This window comes from Paenibacillus sp. EB106-04-04-XG159, assembly GCF_058791835.1.
The window spans coordinates 266,965-283,326 of the sequence record NZ_JBYTDY010000001.1 but is presented as its reverse complement, the minus strand read 5'-3'; the positions used below and the strand labels follow the sequence as shown (position 1 = coordinate 283,326).

General features: G+C 47.0%; 14 protein-coding genes and 1 riboswitch. Of the genes, 4 read left to right on the top strand and 10 right to left on the bottom strand.

Features of this window, described 5'->3' with window-relative positions:
• Position 1: 1 nt before the first annotated feature.
• From AC3WTP_RS01285 to AC3WTP_RS01270, 4 genes are all read right to left on the bottom strand, one after another.
• Positions 2-895 carry an ATP-binding cassette domain-containing protein gene (locus AC3WTP_RS01285; RefSeq protein WP_492392768.1) on the bottom strand — a complete coding sequence of 298 codons (894 nt, stop codon included), beginning with the start codon at positions 893-895 and terminating at the stop codon, positions 2-4.
• Positions 868-1,692 carry an energy-coupling factor transporter ATPase gene (locus AC3WTP_RS01280; RefSeq protein WP_492392767.1) on the bottom strand — a complete coding sequence of 275 codons (825 nt, stop codon included), beginning with the start codon at positions 1,690-1,692 and terminating at the stop codon, positions 868-870. The genes AC3WTP_RS01285 and AC3WTP_RS01280 overlap by 28 nt, the downstream gene beginning before the upstream one ends.
• A 110-nt stretch (positions 1,693-1,802) precedes the next feature.
• The gene (locus tag AC3WTP_RS01275) at positions 1,803-2,369 is read right to left on the bottom strand and encodes a Gx transporter family protein (protein WP_492392766.1); all 567 of its coding nucleotides are present in this window, start codon (positions 2,367-2,369) and stop codon (positions 1,803-1,805) included.
• Complete coding sequence (locus AC3WTP_RS01270; RefSeq protein WP_492392765.1) at positions 2,353-2,745, bottom strand: NusG domain II-containing protein; 393 nt, start codon at positions 2,743-2,745, stop codon at positions 2,353-2,355. The genes AC3WTP_RS01275 and AC3WTP_RS01270 overlap by 17 nt, the downstream gene beginning before the upstream one ends.
• A 252-nt stretch (positions 2,746-2,997) precedes the next feature.
• On the opposite strand from AC3WTP_RS01270, the gene AC3WTP_RS01265 reads away from it, so the two are divergent.
• Complete coding sequence (locus tag AC3WTP_RS01265; RefSeq protein ID WP_492392764.1) at positions 2,998-4,110, top strand: FAD:protein FMN transferase; 1,113 nt, start codon at positions 2,998-3,000, stop codon at positions 4,108-4,110.
• Between the two features lie 141 nt (positions 4,111-4,251).
• Here the strand turns inward: AC3WTP_RS01265 and AC3WTP_RS01260 are convergent, their stop codons facing one another.
• The 5 genes from AC3WTP_RS01260 to AC3WTP_RS01240 all read right to left on the bottom strand — a co-directional run bounded on the left by AC3WTP_RS01260 (position 4,252) and on the right by AC3WTP_RS01240 (position 9,975).
• Positions 4,252-5,103, bottom strand: coding sequence for a formate/nitrite transporter family protein (locus AC3WTP_RS01260; RefSeq protein WP_492392763.1), 852 nt, complete (start codon positions 5,101-5,103; stop codon positions 4,252-4,254).
• 242 nt (positions 5,104-5,345) lie between these two features.
• The gene (locus AC3WTP_RS01255) at positions 5,346-6,776 is read right to left on the bottom strand and encodes an NAD(P)/FAD-dependent oxidoreductase (RefSeq protein ID WP_492392762.1); all 1,431 of its coding nucleotides are present in this window, start codon (positions 6,774-6,776) and stop codon (positions 5,346-5,348) included.
• A gap of 107 nt (positions 6,777-6,883) precedes the next feature.
• Positions 6,884-6,983, bottom strand: a riboswitch (purine riboswitch).
• Between the two features lie 187 nt (positions 6,984-7,170).
• Entirely contained in the window at positions 7,171-7,881 is a 711-nt protein-coding gene (locus tag AC3WTP_RS01250) for an ABC transporter permease (RefSeq protein ID WP_492392761.1), read from the bottom strand.
• Positions 7,878-8,726, bottom strand: coding sequence for an ABC transporter ATP-binding protein (locus tag AC3WTP_RS01245; RefSeq protein ID WP_492392955.1), 849 nt, complete (start codon positions 8,724-8,726; stop codon positions 7,878-7,880). The genes AC3WTP_RS01250 and AC3WTP_RS01245 overlap by 4 nt, the downstream gene beginning before the upstream one ends.
• Before the next feature lie 136 nt (positions 8,727-8,862).
• Positions 8,863-9,975 carry a LytTR family transcriptional regulator DNA-binding domain-containing protein gene (locus tag AC3WTP_RS01240; protein ID WP_492392760.1) on the bottom strand — a complete coding sequence of 371 codons (1,113 nt, stop codon included), beginning with the start codon at positions 9,973-9,975 and terminating at the stop codon, positions 8,863-8,865.
• Between the two features lie 278 nt (positions 9,976-10,253).
• Between AC3WTP_RS01240 and AC3WTP_RS01235 the strand changes: the two genes are divergently transcribed.
• Together AC3WTP_RS01235 and AC3WTP_RS01230 are read left to right on the top strand one after the other, a co-directional pair.
• A complete protein-coding gene (locus AC3WTP_RS01235; RefSeq protein ID WP_492392759.1) occupies positions 10,254-11,624 on the top strand; it encodes a YjiH family protein in 1,371 nt (456 codons plus the stop codon).
• 181 nt (positions 11,625-11,805) lie between these two features.
• On the top strand, positions 11,806-13,062 hold the full coding sequence (locus AC3WTP_RS01230) for an MFS transporter (protein WP_492392758.1): 1,257 nt from the start codon (positions 11,806-11,808) through the stop codon (positions 13,060-13,062).
• A 603-nt stretch (positions 13,063-13,665) separates the two neighbouring features.
• Here the strand turns inward: AC3WTP_RS01230 and AC3WTP_RS01225 are convergent.
• Positions 13,666-15,018 carry a solute carrier family 23 protein gene (locus AC3WTP_RS01225; protein ID WP_492392757.1) on the bottom strand — a complete coding sequence of 451 codons (1,353 nt, stop codon included), beginning with the start codon at positions 15,016-15,018 and terminating at the stop codon, positions 13,666-13,668.
• Between the two features lie 256 nt (positions 15,019-15,274).
• On the opposite strand from AC3WTP_RS01225, the gene AC3WTP_RS01220 reads away from it, so the two are divergent.
• Positions 15,275-16,255 (top strand): Rieske 2Fe-2S domain-containing protein, encoded by a 981-nt coding sequence (locus tag AC3WTP_RS01220; protein WP_492392756.1) that lies wholly within the window; start codon positions 15,275-15,277, stop codon positions 16,253-16,255.
• Positions 16,256-16,362: the final 107 nt, after the last annotated feature.

Below are 16,362 nucleotides of genomic sequence, written 5' to 3'. Positions count from 1 at the left end.
GCTACCCCTCCTTCCTATCACCAGTCTTGGAATTGGAACTGTTCATCCTCTGCATGAACCATTCAACCCATGTATCGACACTGCAAGGCAGCTCTGTAATCGATGTGCCTGTAAGCGCCTGAATCTGCCGTGCCAGTTTTAACGTAGAAGGCAGTTCAATGTCAGCATCGCTAAGCATCTCTGCCTGCGCAAATAGTTCTTCACGCGTGCCTTGGAAGCTGACTGTACCCTGCTTCATCAAAATAAAGCGGTCTGCATACTCTAGGACCTCATCTAGTCGATGTGTCACCATAACGATCGTCTTGCCGTGATCTATGCACAGCCGCTTCAACAGCTGAATAAGCTCGCTGCGGCTCACTGGATCAAGCGTAGCTGTCGGCTCGTCCAGCACGAGCATCTCCGGGTTCGAAGCGAGCACTGTCGCAATCGCCGCCTTGCGCATCTGGCCTCCGCTCAATGCAAACGGACTGCGGCTTAACAGCTCCTCCGACAAGCCTACTTCTCGCAGGGCTTCCAATGCTGCATCGCGCGCCGCTTCTTTACTCATACCGAACTGAAGCGGTCCAAACATAAGATCCTTCTCCAGCGTCTCTTCAAACAGCTGCTGTTCCGGGAACTGGAACACCAGCCCTACGCGACTCCGCAAAGGCTTTAATCCTTTAACTCTCTGTCCGCCGTTAAAGACAACGTCGAATACCTGTAGCCGTCCCTCAGTAGGCTGATATATCCCGTTAAAATGCTGCATCAAGGTCGATTTCCCTGAACCGGTCGCACCTAGGACAGCCGTGAACAATCCCTCTTCGATCTGGAGGTCCACATGGTTCAGCGCACTCGTCTGGCCGACGCCTTGCTGCGGATATTGATAGCTTACATTCTGTCCGTACACGATGGCCATAGCGCCTTCACCAACTCTCCCTCATCTTGGTACATCTCGATGTCTATACCTCTAGATCGCATCTCAAGCGATAGGGCCAGCGTAAATGGAGGCCGCAGCTTGCATTCCTCTGCCAGCTGCTTGCGTTCAAACAGCTCCAGCGGCAGCATATCCGCAGCAATCGCGCCATCCTTCAAGACGACTACGCGCTCCGATTCTAGAATCTCTTCCGCATCGTGCGTTACGGATATGATCGTCATGCCTAAGTCCCGATGGAGCTCCTTCAGCTTGGCAATCATGTCGCGCTTAGCACGCTCATCCAGCATCGATGTCGCCTCATCCCAGATCATAATATCTGGGTTCAGCACAAGTAGACCGGCAATCGCAACGCGCTGCTTCTGACCGCCTGAGAGCGAAGCTGGATGTCGGTTCAACCACTCGTTTAATCCAAGCTCGCTCGCCACCTGATCAATTCGCTCTTCCATCTGTTCGCGCGGCACGCATCTATTTTCCATTCCATACGCCATATCATCACGTACAGTTGTAGCAATAAACTGGTTATCCGGGTTCTGAAATAAATAACCGACCCGACTTCGAACCTGCTCAATGGTATCACGGCTGAGCACCATATCGGCTACTGTTATCGTGCCCTCTTCGGGGACGAGTAACCCATTAATTAGCTTTATGAGTGTGGACTTTCCAGACCCATTCGGCCCTACGATCGAAACCCATTGCCCGCGCGGTATATGCAGCGACAAATCTTGAAATAACACATCTCGCTTCGGATAACGGAAGCTCACACGTTCCAATTGAATCATGCGTTTCCCTGCCTTTCATTCCATCGCAGAACCATAGAGCACTGCTTATGAACATGATGAAGGCATCATGCCACTTCGGACATGACGCCATATAATAAGGTCTAAGACGACTATTGAGATTCAGGTACGAATGACTCGAATAACGATAGTTTGGACAAAGAAGTCGTTACATATTTAGCAGCGAGACCAACGAATATACCTGTCACGACGCCTAAAAGCATAAGCGGAGGCAAATATAAAAAGATCTTGGATGAATGAAATATAATAACTGCCGCTGTCAATTGCCCAACGTTATGCGCAACGCCGCCAACTACGCTGATTCCAATTAAACTGATCTTCCCTCGCCCAATCTTAAGCAATCCATACATCACTATAAAGCTGAACATTGAGCCTAAGAAGCTAAATAGAAACGCCGAGAATGTACCCAATATCAAGGTCATCAGCAATGTCTTAAGTACAACTAATGCAAAGGCATCGCGCCCATTTAAAAAATAGAGACAGGTCAATACCATAATATTAGCGAGTCCAAGCTTAGCGCCTGGAACAGGTAACAGCAATTGTGTCGGAAACATCGACTCCAGGATGCCCAATACGACTGCAACCGCACTAAAAATGGCAATGATCACTGCCTTTCTCAGCTTTATCGTCGTGTCGCTGTAGCTACTTGGCGACGGCATCCGTGTCACTCTCCCCGCCTGCTTCGCTCTTCAGTTCAACTAGAACCCGGTGCGGCAGACATACGATGGTATCACCCTTATGTGTAACAAAGCCAAAGCCTAAACATACTTTGTCCGGGCAATCTGCGTCGATCATCTCAATTCCATTATTGTGCACCTTCAGTATATTGGTGCCATGATCCGTCTTAACCTCGACGATCTGCTCTTCCTCAGTTAATTCGACTTGTTTATACGGCTTACCATCTACAGTAATATCTGCGTACATATTACCATTGTGCAAATTTTCACTTGTGTCTTGAAACAGCCACTTCGGAACAATAAAGGCCAAGGCTGCAACTATAACGATGCCGATCAAGATCATATCTCCACGTTTCATTCGCAATAACTCCCTGAAAACAAATATAATTTTAAATATCTAGTTCTATGCTATTATACAACTTAGTGAACGAAGGTTCAATGTAGCAGCTCGGGTACAATCGTGAACATATACTGAATTATTCAGTATATCAAGTTGGCTTGCGCGGTGCTAGTGATATGCTTCCTTTCCAATTTTTCATTGCCCTGATATAATAAAATGCTTGTACACATCCTATATCTAGATTGACTTTTAAATGCGGAGGAATTAACCATGCAGCATAGCAAGAAACCTTTCCGATATGTACTGCCTGTCCTTATTGTGGCATTATCGACAGCTCTATTATTCAGCGGTTGCACAAAATCACAGAAAGACCAGCAGCAGGAGCAACCTCCGAATCAATCGGAAACGACCGCAGCCAATGAGATTAAACAAGAGACTTATTATATATTCGATACAATTGTAACTGTGAAAATTTATGATAAGCGCGCAACAGATAAGGACTTTAAGAATATTAACGACCTGTTGGTCAATATTGAGAACAAGATGAGCCGAACGAACGAATCGAGCGAGCTGTACAAGCTCAATGCACATGCGGGCAAGGGACCTTATAAAGTGTCTGAGGATACATTCGAGGTCATCAGTAAAGCAATCGATTATGCACAGCAAACAAATGGCGCATTCGATCCTACAGTGGGACCATTGGTCAACTCTTGGAACATTGGTCATGAGGATGCGCGCGTTCCTTCGCAGGAGGAGATTGATGCGGATCTGCCGCTGGTTGGATACGAGATGGTTCAGCTTGATGAGGCCAACCAGACGGTGACGCTGGAGAAGCCGGGCATGGTGATGGACTTGGGCGGAATCGCAAAAGGTTACGCGGCTGATGTCATTGCCAACTATATTCGAGAGGCTGGATATAACAGCGCCCTCGTTGACTTGGGCGGCAATGTATATGCAGTTGGTGAGAAGCCGGGCGGACTAGACTGGACGATTGGGGTTCAGGATCCAAATGAAGTGCGCGGCAACCCGATCGGGAAGATGAAAGTGAAGGATAAAACGATTGTAACTTCAGGCGTTTATGAACGATATTTTGTAGAGAATGGAAAGTATTATCACCATATTCTTGACCGTAAGACCGGTTATCCGGTCGATAACAATCTTAACAGCGTCACGATCGTAACGGATAAATCCACGGATGCCGATGCTTTATCAACAGCCATCTTCTCGCTCGGAATTGAGAAAGGCTTAGAATTTATTGAGTCCAGGACGGATGCCGAAGCCATCTTTATTACAAAGGATCAGAAAGTGTATATGTCGTCTGGCATAAGCAAAATATTCGAGCTGACGAATGACGCGTACACGATTGCGACCTTGGATAAATAAATAGTGTATTAACCAATAACGGACAGTTCCTCTCTGCTTGCGTTTAAGCATCGCATGCGAGAAGCACTGTCCGTCTTGAATATGTTCAAACACGCTCAAAAAAGGCGCTTGCATCAGCAAGCGCCTCTTATATGAGTCCATTTAGGATACTGCAGATTTCGCTTTCTTCGAAGTCTCCGCAACCGCCTGCTGCTTAACAGCCGACTGCACCGCTTCGTCTTGATTCTTCTTGTTGTAGGCAATGAAATAAGCCGCCGCTACGAAGAGAGCACCTCCGACCAAATTACCGAGCCATACCGGCACAAAGTTCGTCAAATACTCACCCCAGCTATAATGGCCTTCAAAGATCGCTGCTGGAATAACAAACATGTTAGCTACAACGTGCTGGAATCCGATCGCGACGAAGGTCATCGTCGGGAACCAGATAGCTAGAATCTTGCCGCTAAAGCTCTTTGCTCCGTAGCTCAGCCAAACCGCCAACGCTACGAGCCAGTTACAGCCGATACCAGATACAAATGCCTGCAAGAAGGAATCATGCAGCTTATGACCCGCGACAGCAACCGTTTTATCCAAATAGACCCCGCTAGCTGTCAAGCCTACGATATGTCCGAAAAAGTAAGCTACAAAGATCGCGCCCAAGAAGTTCGTTAATGTAACCACGATCAGGTTGCGAGCCATTTCCCAAGTGGAAATACGTCCCTTCATTCGCGCGAGCGGTACTGCCATCATGTTACCAGTCAGTAGTTCTCCGCCGCCCAGCAAGACAAGGATCAATCCGACGGGAAAGAGTGCTGCCCCTATGAAAGTCGTAATGCTTCCCCACTCGGCAGGCGCATCAGCCGTTACCCGGATATAAAGCAAGTAACCTAAAGCTATGAAAGCACCGGCCAAGAAACCGAGTATACTCATCGTCAATAGTGAATTCCGCGCCTTTACGACCCCTGTTTCGATCGTTGCTTCTTTAATCTCTTGCGGTTTTAAGTAGCCCGCCATCTTCATACCCCCTAGTTCATACGCTATTTGACTGTTGCCAATTCGTCCATACAACCCATCAGCAGCAACGAAAACTATCAAATATATACGGACTTATTGTAACGAACCATCTGCTCAGTTAATGTGCACTTTATCACATACAATTCCCCTATATTCACTCCTGCGGAATACGTATAATTGCTAATATGGTCATATAAAAAGCGGAATGAGCTCAATGTTGCCCATTCCGCTTTATTAGTTGTTTAGAGCTTAGCTACAATGCTCCGTGCGATGTGAACACCCGCAGCGCCGGCTTGAGCCAGACCGCGTGTGATACCAGCGCCGTCCCCGCCGCAGTATAAGCCCTTGATCTCCGACTCCAGCGTTTCTTCGAGCTTCGGACGGGCCGAATAGAACTTCGCTTCCACACCGTAGAAGAGCGTATGCTCTGATGCAATGCCTGGCGTAACTTTATCCAGCGCATCCATCATTTCAATCAAGCTCTTCATCGTGTTATAAGGAAGCACGAGCCCTAGATCGCCTGGTACCGCTTCGCGCAGAGTCGGCTCCAGGAAGCCCTCGCGAATTCGGTTATCCGTCGAGCGGCGGCCGCGCAGAATATCGCCGTATTTCTGTACGATGATACCGCCGGAGGATAGATCATTCGCACGTTGGCAGATCTCGCGAGCGTATTCGTTCGGCTTATCGAATGGCTCTGTAAACTTATGCGAGACAAGCAGCGCAAAGTTGGTATTGGCAGAACCTAGCGCTGGATCCTTGTAAGAGTGCCCGTTCGCGCACATAATGCCGCTGTGATTCTCGACCACCACATGACCTGATGGATTGCTGCAGAAGGTACGGACCTGCGTGCCTACCGAAGTGTTAAACACGAATTTACCTTCATATAAGTTCTCGTTAATCTCGCGCATCACGACATCGGACGTTTCGACGCGGACACCGATATCCACTTGGTTGTTGGACATCTTCAGACGACGTTTCTTGAGGATATCCGTCATCCAAGCGGAACCGTCACGACCAGGCACGATCACGACATAATCCGCTTCGTAGGTCTCGCCCTTCTTCAGCTCGATCCCTTTCACGACGTGGCGGCCATCTTCCTTCACTGTGATAATGTCAGCCACTTCCGCTTTATAGATCATATCGATACGTGGACGCAGATATTCATAGATCGATTTCATGATCTCTAGATTCTGCTCCGTTCCCAAATGACGCACTTGTGCTCGAAGCAGTTTTAATCCAGCCGCATAGCCCTGCTGCTCAATTCGTCTAACGACCTCAGTCGTCGGATCGGTAATATCCTTCGTAGCCCCATGCTCCAGGTTGATGCTGTCCACATAGCGAATCAGCTCCAACACGCGGCTTGGCGCCAAGTAATCCGTCAACCATCCGCCGAATTCAGTCGTAATGTTAAACTTGCCGTCGCTGTAGGCACCAGCGCCGCCGAAACCATTCGTGATCGAGCAAGCGGGAATACAGCCCGCAAACTCTTTGCGTCCTGCCGCAGGCGGACACTTCGTAATCTTCTCCTCCAAGATTGGACAATTGCGGCGATATATATCATGCCCCTTATCAATTAGCGCGACGCGCAGATGCGGAGCCTTCAAGGACAATTCATAACACGTGAAAATACCAGCTGGACCTGCTCCTACAACAATTACATCATATTTACTCATGAGTTCCTCCTTGATGAACAACGTAGTTATATTTCATGTAATCAAGCACAACCCCTTGTAATTCGCGGCATACGAGAACACAAAAAATCCCGACCACATACGGGTGTGCCAAACAGCACATCCGTCGTAGTCAGGAATTTACGGTTCCTTGTAGAGACCCCTGAACCATATCATCAGGGTTATACGAACAAGACATTTAAGTAGCCATGTTAAGTTAGCTGCGAGTGATCGCAACAACCTCATTGTAGGATATAACAACGAACATGTCAACGGCATATTAATTAATTGTTCGTATTTTTATTATATTGTTTAGATTTAGAAAACATTAACTGCCTTAGTATTCGTAATTTCCGAACATTATTTACATTCTCATAATTAATCTTGCTAATTCTGGTTACTTATCGAATCTCTTACGGCTGTACACGAACACACATAGAATCAATGACCCAACCATCCAGACGGCATGAACCAACAAGCTTTCGCCTATGTCGGCTAATCCAGCACCTTCACTAAGCTGAACTAACGCTCTCGTAAAGTGCTCTGTCGGCAAGTATTTAACGATAGCTGTCAATGTATCATTACCCATTAACGGAGCGTACATGGGCCCCATTAGAAAGATGATGAGTATTGGCAGCCCAACAATAGAAGATTCCTGTACCGAGCGGGACAACAGTCCGATAATGGTTCCGAGACTAATAAACATGACTAGTGACAAGGTGAATAATAAAGCGATAGCCGGTAGATTATTCAAAGGCATATCTGCAACTATGATCGATACTGCGGCAACAAACACCGTCATTACAACCGTTAATACGCTCTTACCCATTAGAATTTCCGAAGTCTTGGCTGGTGAAAGCATAAGTACACGCAGGGTGTGCTTCTCTTTCTCTTCTGCGATTGTCATGGCTTGAACAAACGCCCCTGTCATTGAGAGAGCGAGCATCAGCGGAAAACTGATCAGCTCTGCTCTATCGCTTCCCATCTTGCTGAACAGCACGGAGAACATGATCGGCATTACAACCATAAGGAGCAGCTGCGGGTTCTTAAGCGCGTCCTTCCATTCTTTATTCACAATCGCTTGAAATCTCTTCATTGAAAATGTCATACCAGATTCCTCCCTGTCATTTGCACGAATATATCTCCCAAAGTCGGTTCATTCGAATGTATAGACAACAATCGTCCTGACTTCATCCAATTCGCTACGCGCGCAGCGCTCTCTTCGTTCTGCTCCAGAACCAGCTTACCCTCATCCTTAACATTCACTGTAATCGAGGAATCGGCATGCAGCAGTCGCAGTTGCTCCGGCGTATCCATTGCCTGAATGACCCCATCATGAATGAACGCCACGCGATCACAGAGGCTTTCCGCCTCCTGCATATTGTGCGTCGTTAGGAAGATCGTCGTTCCCTCCCGATTCAGCTTGCGCAGGCCTTCGTGAATATGCAGTGCATTCACTGGATCCAGCGCAGAAGTCGGTTCATCCAGAAACAGCAGCTCCGGTTTATGCAGAACAGCTCTTGCTAATGTCACTCGCTGCTTCATTCCTTTAGACAGCTTCTTCACGATTGTCTTGCTTTCATTTGCCAGGTTAACCTCTTCTAACACTTCCGCAATTCGTCGTACATCTACATCATATAGCTTGCAGAACAGCTCCAGGTTCTTATATATACTGAGTCGTTCATACAGTGTGCTGTTGTCCGTCAATATGCCGATTCTCTTCATATGATTGGAATCGTTCTTGCGTCCGATCTCCTGTCCGAATACACGAACCTTGCCAAATGTCGGCTGCAATTGCGATGTAAGAATCTTTACTGTTGTTGTCTTACCGGAACCGCTTGGACCGAGAAATCCGAATATTTCACCTTTATGAATGTTAAAATCAATCTGTTGAAGCGCCGTTTTACTATCAAACTTCTTCACTAATTGGTTGACTTCGATAATGCATTCCATCTTCATCGTCCCTTCCGATCTCATCTCGCCTTACAATCCCCATGTTACGGATATCGTGGGAAACCCGCATTAAATCAGGGATGAGAAGAGCAATATAAGGGGTGAACACTGCAGATTTCACGCTGAATGATGCATCTTAGAAGCCTAATATTTGCTTTAATTCATCGTACTTGCCCTTTGAAAGAGGGATTGTACTCTTCTTCGCATCATCTAAGATGAGGCTGAAGCTGTTACGAGTCCACGTGATAACTTCCCGCACCTTCTGCAGGTTCACCAGATAGGAGCGATGGCAGCGAAAGAAGCCAAATGCTTTTAATTTTACTTCGAGTTCATTTAATGTTAACGTACACGGATATGTACTTTGATGGACATGCAGGTTAGAGATACCCTCTTGGCTTTCGATGTAATCAATCTCGGTTGGATCGAACAAGATGATCTTGTCGCTTACTTTCGCAGGTATCTTCTCCATTCGCACTGGCCGCAAGATCTCCTGAGCCTGGACAGCCTGCGGTGCGGATGTCGCAGCTTCCTCGTGTGGACTTGAATCAACAGCTGATTCTTCAGTTGGCACACTAGGCTCAACAGCTGATACCCTCTCCTGCTCCTCTTCCGCTGTATCCACCTTCTTCAGGCCGTTCAAGCCGTATAGATATACTTCATTAGTCAGTGTTAGAGCCTGTTCAAGCACAGTCGTGGTCACTAGAATCGACATGCCTTCATCTTTTAACGTTTGCAGCAGCGTGCGAATGATGTAGCTCGTTTCAATATCTACATTTTGCTCAGGCTCTTCTAATATAAGCAGCTTAGGATGATGAACGATTGCTCTCCCAATCATCAACCGTCGCACCTCTGAGTAGCTAAGCTTAGATACTTTTGTATGTTGTCGATCGGTTAATCCGATCTTGCCTACGATGTCAATGACGTCTGCCTTAGATTCATACAATTGGGTAAAAAACGTGATATACTGCAGCACCGTTAATCGTTCATAGGCATTATCCGTCAACATTTGAATACCGATCTGCTTTTTCATTACATCGAAGCTTTCTTTAGTCAGCTGCTGACCTTCGAACAAGATTTGTCCCGTCGATATAGGGATAATTCCAATAATAGCTTCAATCAAACGATGACCAAGCTCATGATTGCACTGAATGACCACACATTGTCCTGCATCAACCTTTAGTTCAATCAAAGGCAGCAAAGTGCTATTTCCCGTCATTTTACTTACTTGCTGCAGTTCTAGTGTAGACATATTATTCCTTCTCCCTATCGTTTTGCGTATATATTCCAATGCTAATGGAAAACGCAGGAGATTCCTATCTTTATTTGGCTGCAAAGGCTGATTTCATTGTCATTTCCCGAGCAATAATGTCAAATATCGTTTGTGTCGGACAAGTTCATGCATTTTCTATTTACCACCCTATTTTCCACTAACTACCTACGTTTGCAGGGTTGGTTTTTTGCTCATAATCGTATAAAGTTGTGCATGTTGTATAAATATACTTTTTTGAGCATAAGGAGATTAGATTCATGACGTCCAAGAACGACTCGTCCTTATCGCCGCGACTTACGATCAGTTCGCTGCTTTCCTTTCTTATACCTTCGCTGATCGGTATGGTCCTCTTCGTAGTTCCGATACCGTGGAACGGAGAAGTAACTGTTCCGATTGCGTTTCTTTCTAAATATGTTCAGCATTTGCTAGGTGGTTGGCTTGTTCCGGGGGCTGTATTGTTAACAGGAATTGCATGGATCGGTGTTGTGATCCATAAATTATTCCGCCCGCAAAGATTGATGAAGTTCCACCTGTGGCGAGCGTTGTTCGATATTTCAAACTTCTGGTTTATCGTACGAACAGCAGGTCTGCTGTTCGTCATATGCACGTACTGGGGAATTGGTCCAGAGTGGATCACATCAGCTGATACTGGGGGAATGCTGCTGAACAGCCTGATCCCTGGATTAGTCGTCGTATTCATGCTGGCAGGATTGCTGCTGCCGCTGCTCGTTGACTTCGGCTTGCTGGAATTCGTCGGCATGCTAATGACGAAGATTATGCGGCCGCTGTTCACCCTTCCAGGCCGCTCATCCATTAACTGCATGGCATCATGGCTCGGAGACGGTACGATCGGAGTCATGATGACCAGCAAGCAGTACGAAGCTGGCTACTATACAAAGCGCGAAGCAGCTGTTATCGGCACGACCTTTACAGCCGTGTCGATTACATTTTGTTTTATTGTGCTGTCGAACGTAAAGCTAGGGCATATGTTCCTGCCCTTCTATGCTACTGTAACGTTCGCAGGCATGATCGCGGCGATCATTATGCCGCGCATACCGCCGCTATCGCGAAAGCCCGATACGTATGAGGAAGGCGTTGTTCCTAGACAAGAGGAGCTTGTCCCTGCGGGCTGGAAGCCGTGGCGGTACGGTCTTGAGCTAGCGACGCGCAAGGCGAAGAGCCATGAAGGTCCTGCTGCTTTCCTTAAGAGCAGCAGCAAGAACATTCTTGACCTCTGGATCGGAGTCATTCCAGTCGTCATGGCGATTGGTACTATGGCGATCGCGATTGCTACGTATACGCCGGTGTTTGAATGGCTTGGCAAGCCATTTGAGATAGTTCTTGAATGGATGCGAGTGCCAGAGGCCGCTGCTGCTTCTCAGACGATCATGGTCGGCTTCGCCGACATGTTCCTGCCAACTGTGCTTGCAGCAGATATCCAGAGCGAGATGACTCGTTTTATCGTGGCTGCATTGTCCGTAACGCAGCTCATCTACATGTCAGAAGTAGGCGGCTTGCTGCTAGGCTCGAAGATTCCGGTCAAGATTCTTGACCTAATCATCATCTTTATTCTTCGCACCATCATTACATTACCGATTATTGTAGGGATTGCTCATCTCCTATTTTAATTTGAACGTGAAATAGCCGATATAATTGTCTAAGGCCCAGTCCGTAAGCGGGAATACCCGATTAATTACGGATTTTGGGCCTTTTTCCATATTGCTGAAAATGAAATTGCGGAGTAATGTAACTTCCAATATCTAGATGACACTTGAAGTCAGTCAACATGAATTGGAAAGGAGAAACCGCATGTCCCAATCGTCTGCCGCTTTATCATCAAAGACAGACAATCCGTTGATTCAAGCATCACCTGGCACTTCAACTATTTATAAGATATTGATAGCCATCAGCTTTATGCATTTATTCAATGACACATCACAGTCGGTCATTCCCGCTATCTTCCCGATATTGAAGGATTCCATGCATTTAAGCTACGTCCAAATCGGCTGGATATCGTTTGCCATCAATTTTACTTCTTCCATTATGCAGCCTGTAGTCGGAATGTTCTCGGACCGGAGACCGACTCCCGCGCTTCTGCCAATCGGTATGGCCTTTACCTTCACAGGAATGATGCTGTTGGCCTTTGCACCGTCATATACTATGGTGCTGGTCGCGGTTATATTTGTCGGGCTAGGCTCTGCGGCCTTTCACCCAGAAGGTATGCGCGTAGCTCATATGGCTGCTGGCAACCGCAAAGGCTTGGCGCAGTCCATCTTCCAGGTCGGAGGAAACGCCGGTCAAGCGCTCGCTCCATTAATGACGAAGTGGATCTTCATTCCGTTTGGACAGATCGGAGCATTAGGCTTTACGATTATAGCTGCGATCGGATTTATCGTACAATCCTTCGTGGCCAAATGGTACGGCGGGATGATGAAGAGCGGCTATACCTTTGCAAAGCGAATACCGCGCGGTGTCATAGATCCCGCTCAACGTAAGCGTGTAATGTGGGCGACGATCACTCTCGTAGCGCTTGTAACCTTCCGCTCCTGGTATGTATCAGCAATTGGTACGTACTATGCTTTCTACTTGATTGAACACTACAGCTTGTCCATTGACCAAGCGCAGATATACGTATTCTTATTCCTTGGCGCTGGTGCGGCAGGCACATTATTCGGCGGCCCGCTCGCCGATCGCTTTGGAAGACGCAATCTAATGGCCGCCTCCATGCTGGGTGTCATACCGCTTGCGCTCATACTGCCGCATCTGCCGCTGTTCTGGGCTGGCATCGTCCTTGTGCTGACCGGCTTCATATTGCTCTCAAGCTTCTCCACCAGCGTCATCTACGCTCAACTGCTGCACCCTGGCAGTATCGGCACCGTTTCAGGCCTTATAACAGGCCTCGCATTCGGTATGGGCGGCCTAGGTAGTCTCCTGCTAGGAAACTGGATTGAAGCTGTCGGCATTCAACAAGTAATGCTGATATGCGGCTTCATCCCTATATTCGGTTTCCTCTCACTCCTGCTGCCAAGCGATCGTCAGCTTATGAAATGGACTGAGCAGCAATAACCACAACTTATTCACCATGAGAATCGTGGCTTGCGTAGGTTCAAATAACATACATTCATGACATTTAAGTAGTTATTAGTAAATTTTTAATATGCTAATGATGAACAGCAGCTTGACGAAAATGTGCCACAACGCGCTGCTGTTCCTCCCTTCTCCACCGTCGCCCGTCTCGCTATTCTCCCTCTCGCTCAGGTTGAGTTTCTCCTTCTCATAATATCTAGATTCGGACAATAGGCCTGGTTAATGTAAACAACACAAATAAGCTTATAATTGCAAAGGAAAGTGACAACATACGACTTCCGTTATACATATGCGGTTCTAACCATATTAAACATCGCTACACCTGACCATTGGGGATAGTACTCAGAGGGACTCGGGGACTGATGATGCGCGGACTTCAGCGGGGATATTTTATTTGATGCTTGATTGCTGCTCTTCAAGGGGATCGATCACTTCTTCCTGATCATTGGGGATAGTACTCAGAGGGACTCTGGGGGCAGATGGCGCGCGGACTTATACAGGTATTGACGATGGCAGCAAGATGATGGATACAAAAAGGGCGCTCCACAGTCAGTATGACTAACGGAGACGCCCCAATCTAGTTTACGCTGATAGTTGTTCGGCGTTGGCCTTAGCCTTAGCATTTGCAGCTGATCTATCTGGGATGATCAGATTCAGAAGCAGTGCAGATAATGCGCCGATCGTGATACCTGAGGATAGCAAGTAAGATACGAAAGACGGTACACTCTTCAATGCATCCGCCGGCAATACTGTAACTGCCATTGTTAGCAGAATAGGAACGCCGATAATCATCATGGCGCGCTCGTTCAGCTGTACGAGCTGTATGACCTTCATGCCGTTAATAAAGATGGCCACGCACACGACACCGAAGATACCGTTAATGACTGGCTCTGGAATACAAGTTATTGCTGTAGAGAGCTTGGGAAACAGACCGAGCAATACTAACAGAACACCGCCCGCCATAATCGCCATGCGACTGCCTACGCCTGTGATGGCAACTAAGCCCGCATTAGAGGAGTAGCCGGTCATTGGGGTACCGCCAAACAATGCCCCCACGAAGCATCCCAATCCTTCACCCATAGCCGCGCGATTCAGACGATCATCTGATAATTCCTCGCCTGTTACGGATGATACAACGAACCAAGTACCGGTTGTTTCAATCAGGATAATAAAGTATATAAACACCATCGTCAGGATGGCACCCCAGTCAAACACAGGCGCTCCAAACGGGAAAAATGATGGCAGTGAAAAGAAAGGCGCAGCTGCCACTGGCGAAAAATCTACTGTGCCGAAGTAAGAAGCTACTGCTGTACCAACAACAATCGCTACTAATACGGAGATGAGGCGCGACATCGTGCCGAGACGACCACCTTTGCTGCCGAGCAGCATACAGAGGATCAGCACACCCGCAGAAACAGCCGCTATCATCACATTCGTCCAGAGATCTCCTTCAGAGCGGTATATGTTGCCCATACCAACTGGCATAAGTGAAATGCCCACGATCATAATAACAGTTCCGCCAACTAACGGCGGGATGAATCGACGAACTGCCTTTGCGAATATTTTCAGAGGAACACCAAGCAATGCAATCAATAAAGCTCCTGGAAGAAGCGCACCTGTCATCGCGCCAAGACCAAGCTTGCCACCAATCGCGCCGATCGCGCCTATAGGAACATACGATGGTCCTTGTACAACGGGCAAACGCAAGCCAAAGCCTGTTTGAATCAGGGTTGCCAGTCCGGTACCTAGGAAGCACATTTGAATAAAGAAGGACGTGTCCTCAATACTCAGGGACAAAATACCCGCAATAATAATAGGTGCAATATACAAGTCCATTGCCAAAACATGCTGCAGTCCAAGCAAAAACGCCTTACCTACGCTAATCTTCTCATTAACACCGACTACAAGACCGTTGGACTTAGGTGAATGTTCCATTGGTGTGAAGTTCCTCCCCTGTTCATCTCTCACTGTGATACATCTCACACTCGATTATAGTGAGCAGCACCAGATTTGTACACCCCATTTCACGAATAATTCAAAATTATTTCATTTTAATGTTCGTATTTAGCCTTGACTATCACGGATTTATTTCCTAAAATTAGCCTTGTTAATGTTAAATGAACGAAAAATGAGTTTTCTATCATTCCTAAGAACTTACATTGCTATATTGAAAAAGGAGACTGCACAGCTCATGGTTATTAACGACTCCGTATTGCGTCAAGAATGGATTGTTGCTTGTCTGACTACAGAATTGACTGATCAACCAAAGCAAGTTTATATAATGGGTGAACGCGTGGTCTTGTTCCGCACAGAGGAAGGCGTGCATGCTTTTAAAGATTTGTGCGTGCACCGCGGAGCAGCTTTATCGCTTGGCTGTGTAAAGAATGGACAGCTTGTATGCCCTTATCACGCATGGGAATACGAGCCATCGGGGGCATGCACGAAGATTCCGCAGCTCGATGCGAATCAAGCCATCCCTACGAAAGCACGTGCAACTGTCTATGGCTGCAAAGAACAGTATGGCCTCATCTGGGTGAATCTCGAAGGTGGTGAACATACACCAATGTTCCCGCTGCCGGAATATGAGGATGACAGCTTCCATAATGTCATGTGGGGGCCTCAGGTCGTAGCTGCTAAACCGCCGCGCATTATCGAGAATTTCCTCGATGTCGGTCATCTTGCTGTCGTGCACGAAGGTTATTTAGGGGTGTCTGATCATACCGAGATCGGCGATTACCGCGTCATTCGTGATGATAATGGCATTCATTCTGAAGAAATAGAAGTATTTCAACCTGATCCAGATGGCTCTGGACAAGCAAAAAATGTGTACTACACCTATGCAATTGATCGACCATTGACTGTTCATTTTACGAAGCGTGATAAAGAGACTGGCAACCTGATGTCCATTCTGCTGACTATACAGCCGCGCGATGCGGAAACTTCAGTAGCCTACGGCATTATGTCATTCAATTATGAAACAGGAAACAGCGACCAGGATACCGTGAAGTTTCAAGATATGATCTTTGCGCAGGACAAGCCGGTAGTTGAGAATCAGAAGCCTGAGGATTTGCCGCTTGATCTCCAAGTGGAGCTATCCTTAAAGTGCGATCGAGTGAGCATTGCTTACCGTCAGTACTTGAAGGAACTCGGTGTTCAATGGGGTACGGCATAGACTTTACAAGACATATAGGATACTTCTTTACCATTATTGGTTAAGGGGTATCCTTTGTTGTTTATTTATCAAAATTAATATTGTGAATATGACGCAACTTGTTTAAA

Bases quoted from the DNA above. Each gene is read 5' to 3' on its own strand.
- AC3WTP_RS01280 (WP_492392767.1), bottom strand. From the start codon at position 1,692: ATGATTCAATTGGAACGTGTGAGCTTCCGTTATCCGAAGCGAGATGTG.
- AC3WTP_RS01240 (WP_492392760.1), bottom strand. From the start codon at position 9,975: ATGTCTACACTAGAACTGCAGCAAGTAAGTAAAATGACGGGAAATAGC.
- AC3WTP_RS01250 (WP_492392761.1), bottom strand. From the start codon at position 7,881: ATGACATTTTCAATGAAGAGATTTCAAGCGATTGTGAATAAAGAATGG.
- AC3WTP_RS01285 (WP_492392768.1), bottom strand. From the start codon at position 895: ATGGCCATCGTGTACGGACAGAATGTAAGCTATCAATATCCGCAGCAA.
- AC3WTP_RS01270 (WP_492392765.1), bottom strand. From the start codon at position 2,745: ATGAAACGTGGAGATATGATCTTGATCGGCATCGTTATAGTTGCAGCC.
- AC3WTP_RS01260 (WP_492392763.1), bottom strand. From the start codon at position 5,103: ATGGCGGGCTACTTAAAACCGCAAGAGATTAAAGAAGCAACGATCGAA.
- AC3WTP_RS01245 (WP_492392955.1), bottom strand. From the start codon at position 8,726: ATGGAATGCATTATCGAAGTCAACCAATTAGTGAAGAAGTTTGATAGT.
- AC3WTP_RS01255 (WP_492392762.1), bottom strand. From the start codon at position 6,776: ATGAGTAAATATGATGTAATTGTTGTAGGAGCAGGTCCAGCTGGTATT.
- AC3WTP_RS01265 (WP_492392764.1), top strand. From the start codon at position 2,998: ATGCAGCATAGCAAGAAACCTTTCCGATATGTACTGCCTGTCCTTATT.
- AC3WTP_RS01220 (WP_492392756.1), top strand. From the start codon at position 15,275: ATGGTTATTAACGACTCCGTATTGCGTCAAGAATGGATTGTTGCTTGT.
- AC3WTP_RS01235 (WP_492392759.1), top strand. From the start codon at position 10,254: ATGACGTCCAAGAACGACTCGTCCTTATCGCCGCGACTTACGATCAGT.
- AC3WTP_RS01230 (WP_492392758.1), top strand. From the start codon at position 11,806: ATGTCCCAATCGTCTGCCGCTTTATCATCAAAGACAGACAATCCGTTG.
- AC3WTP_RS01225 (WP_492392757.1), bottom strand. From the start codon at position 15,018: ATGGAACATTCACCTAAGTCCAACGGTCTTGTAGTCGGTGTTAATGAG.
- AC3WTP_RS01275 (WP_492392766.1), bottom strand. From the start codon at position 2,369: ATGCCGTCGCCAAGTAGCTACAGCGACACGACGATAAAGCTGAGAAAG.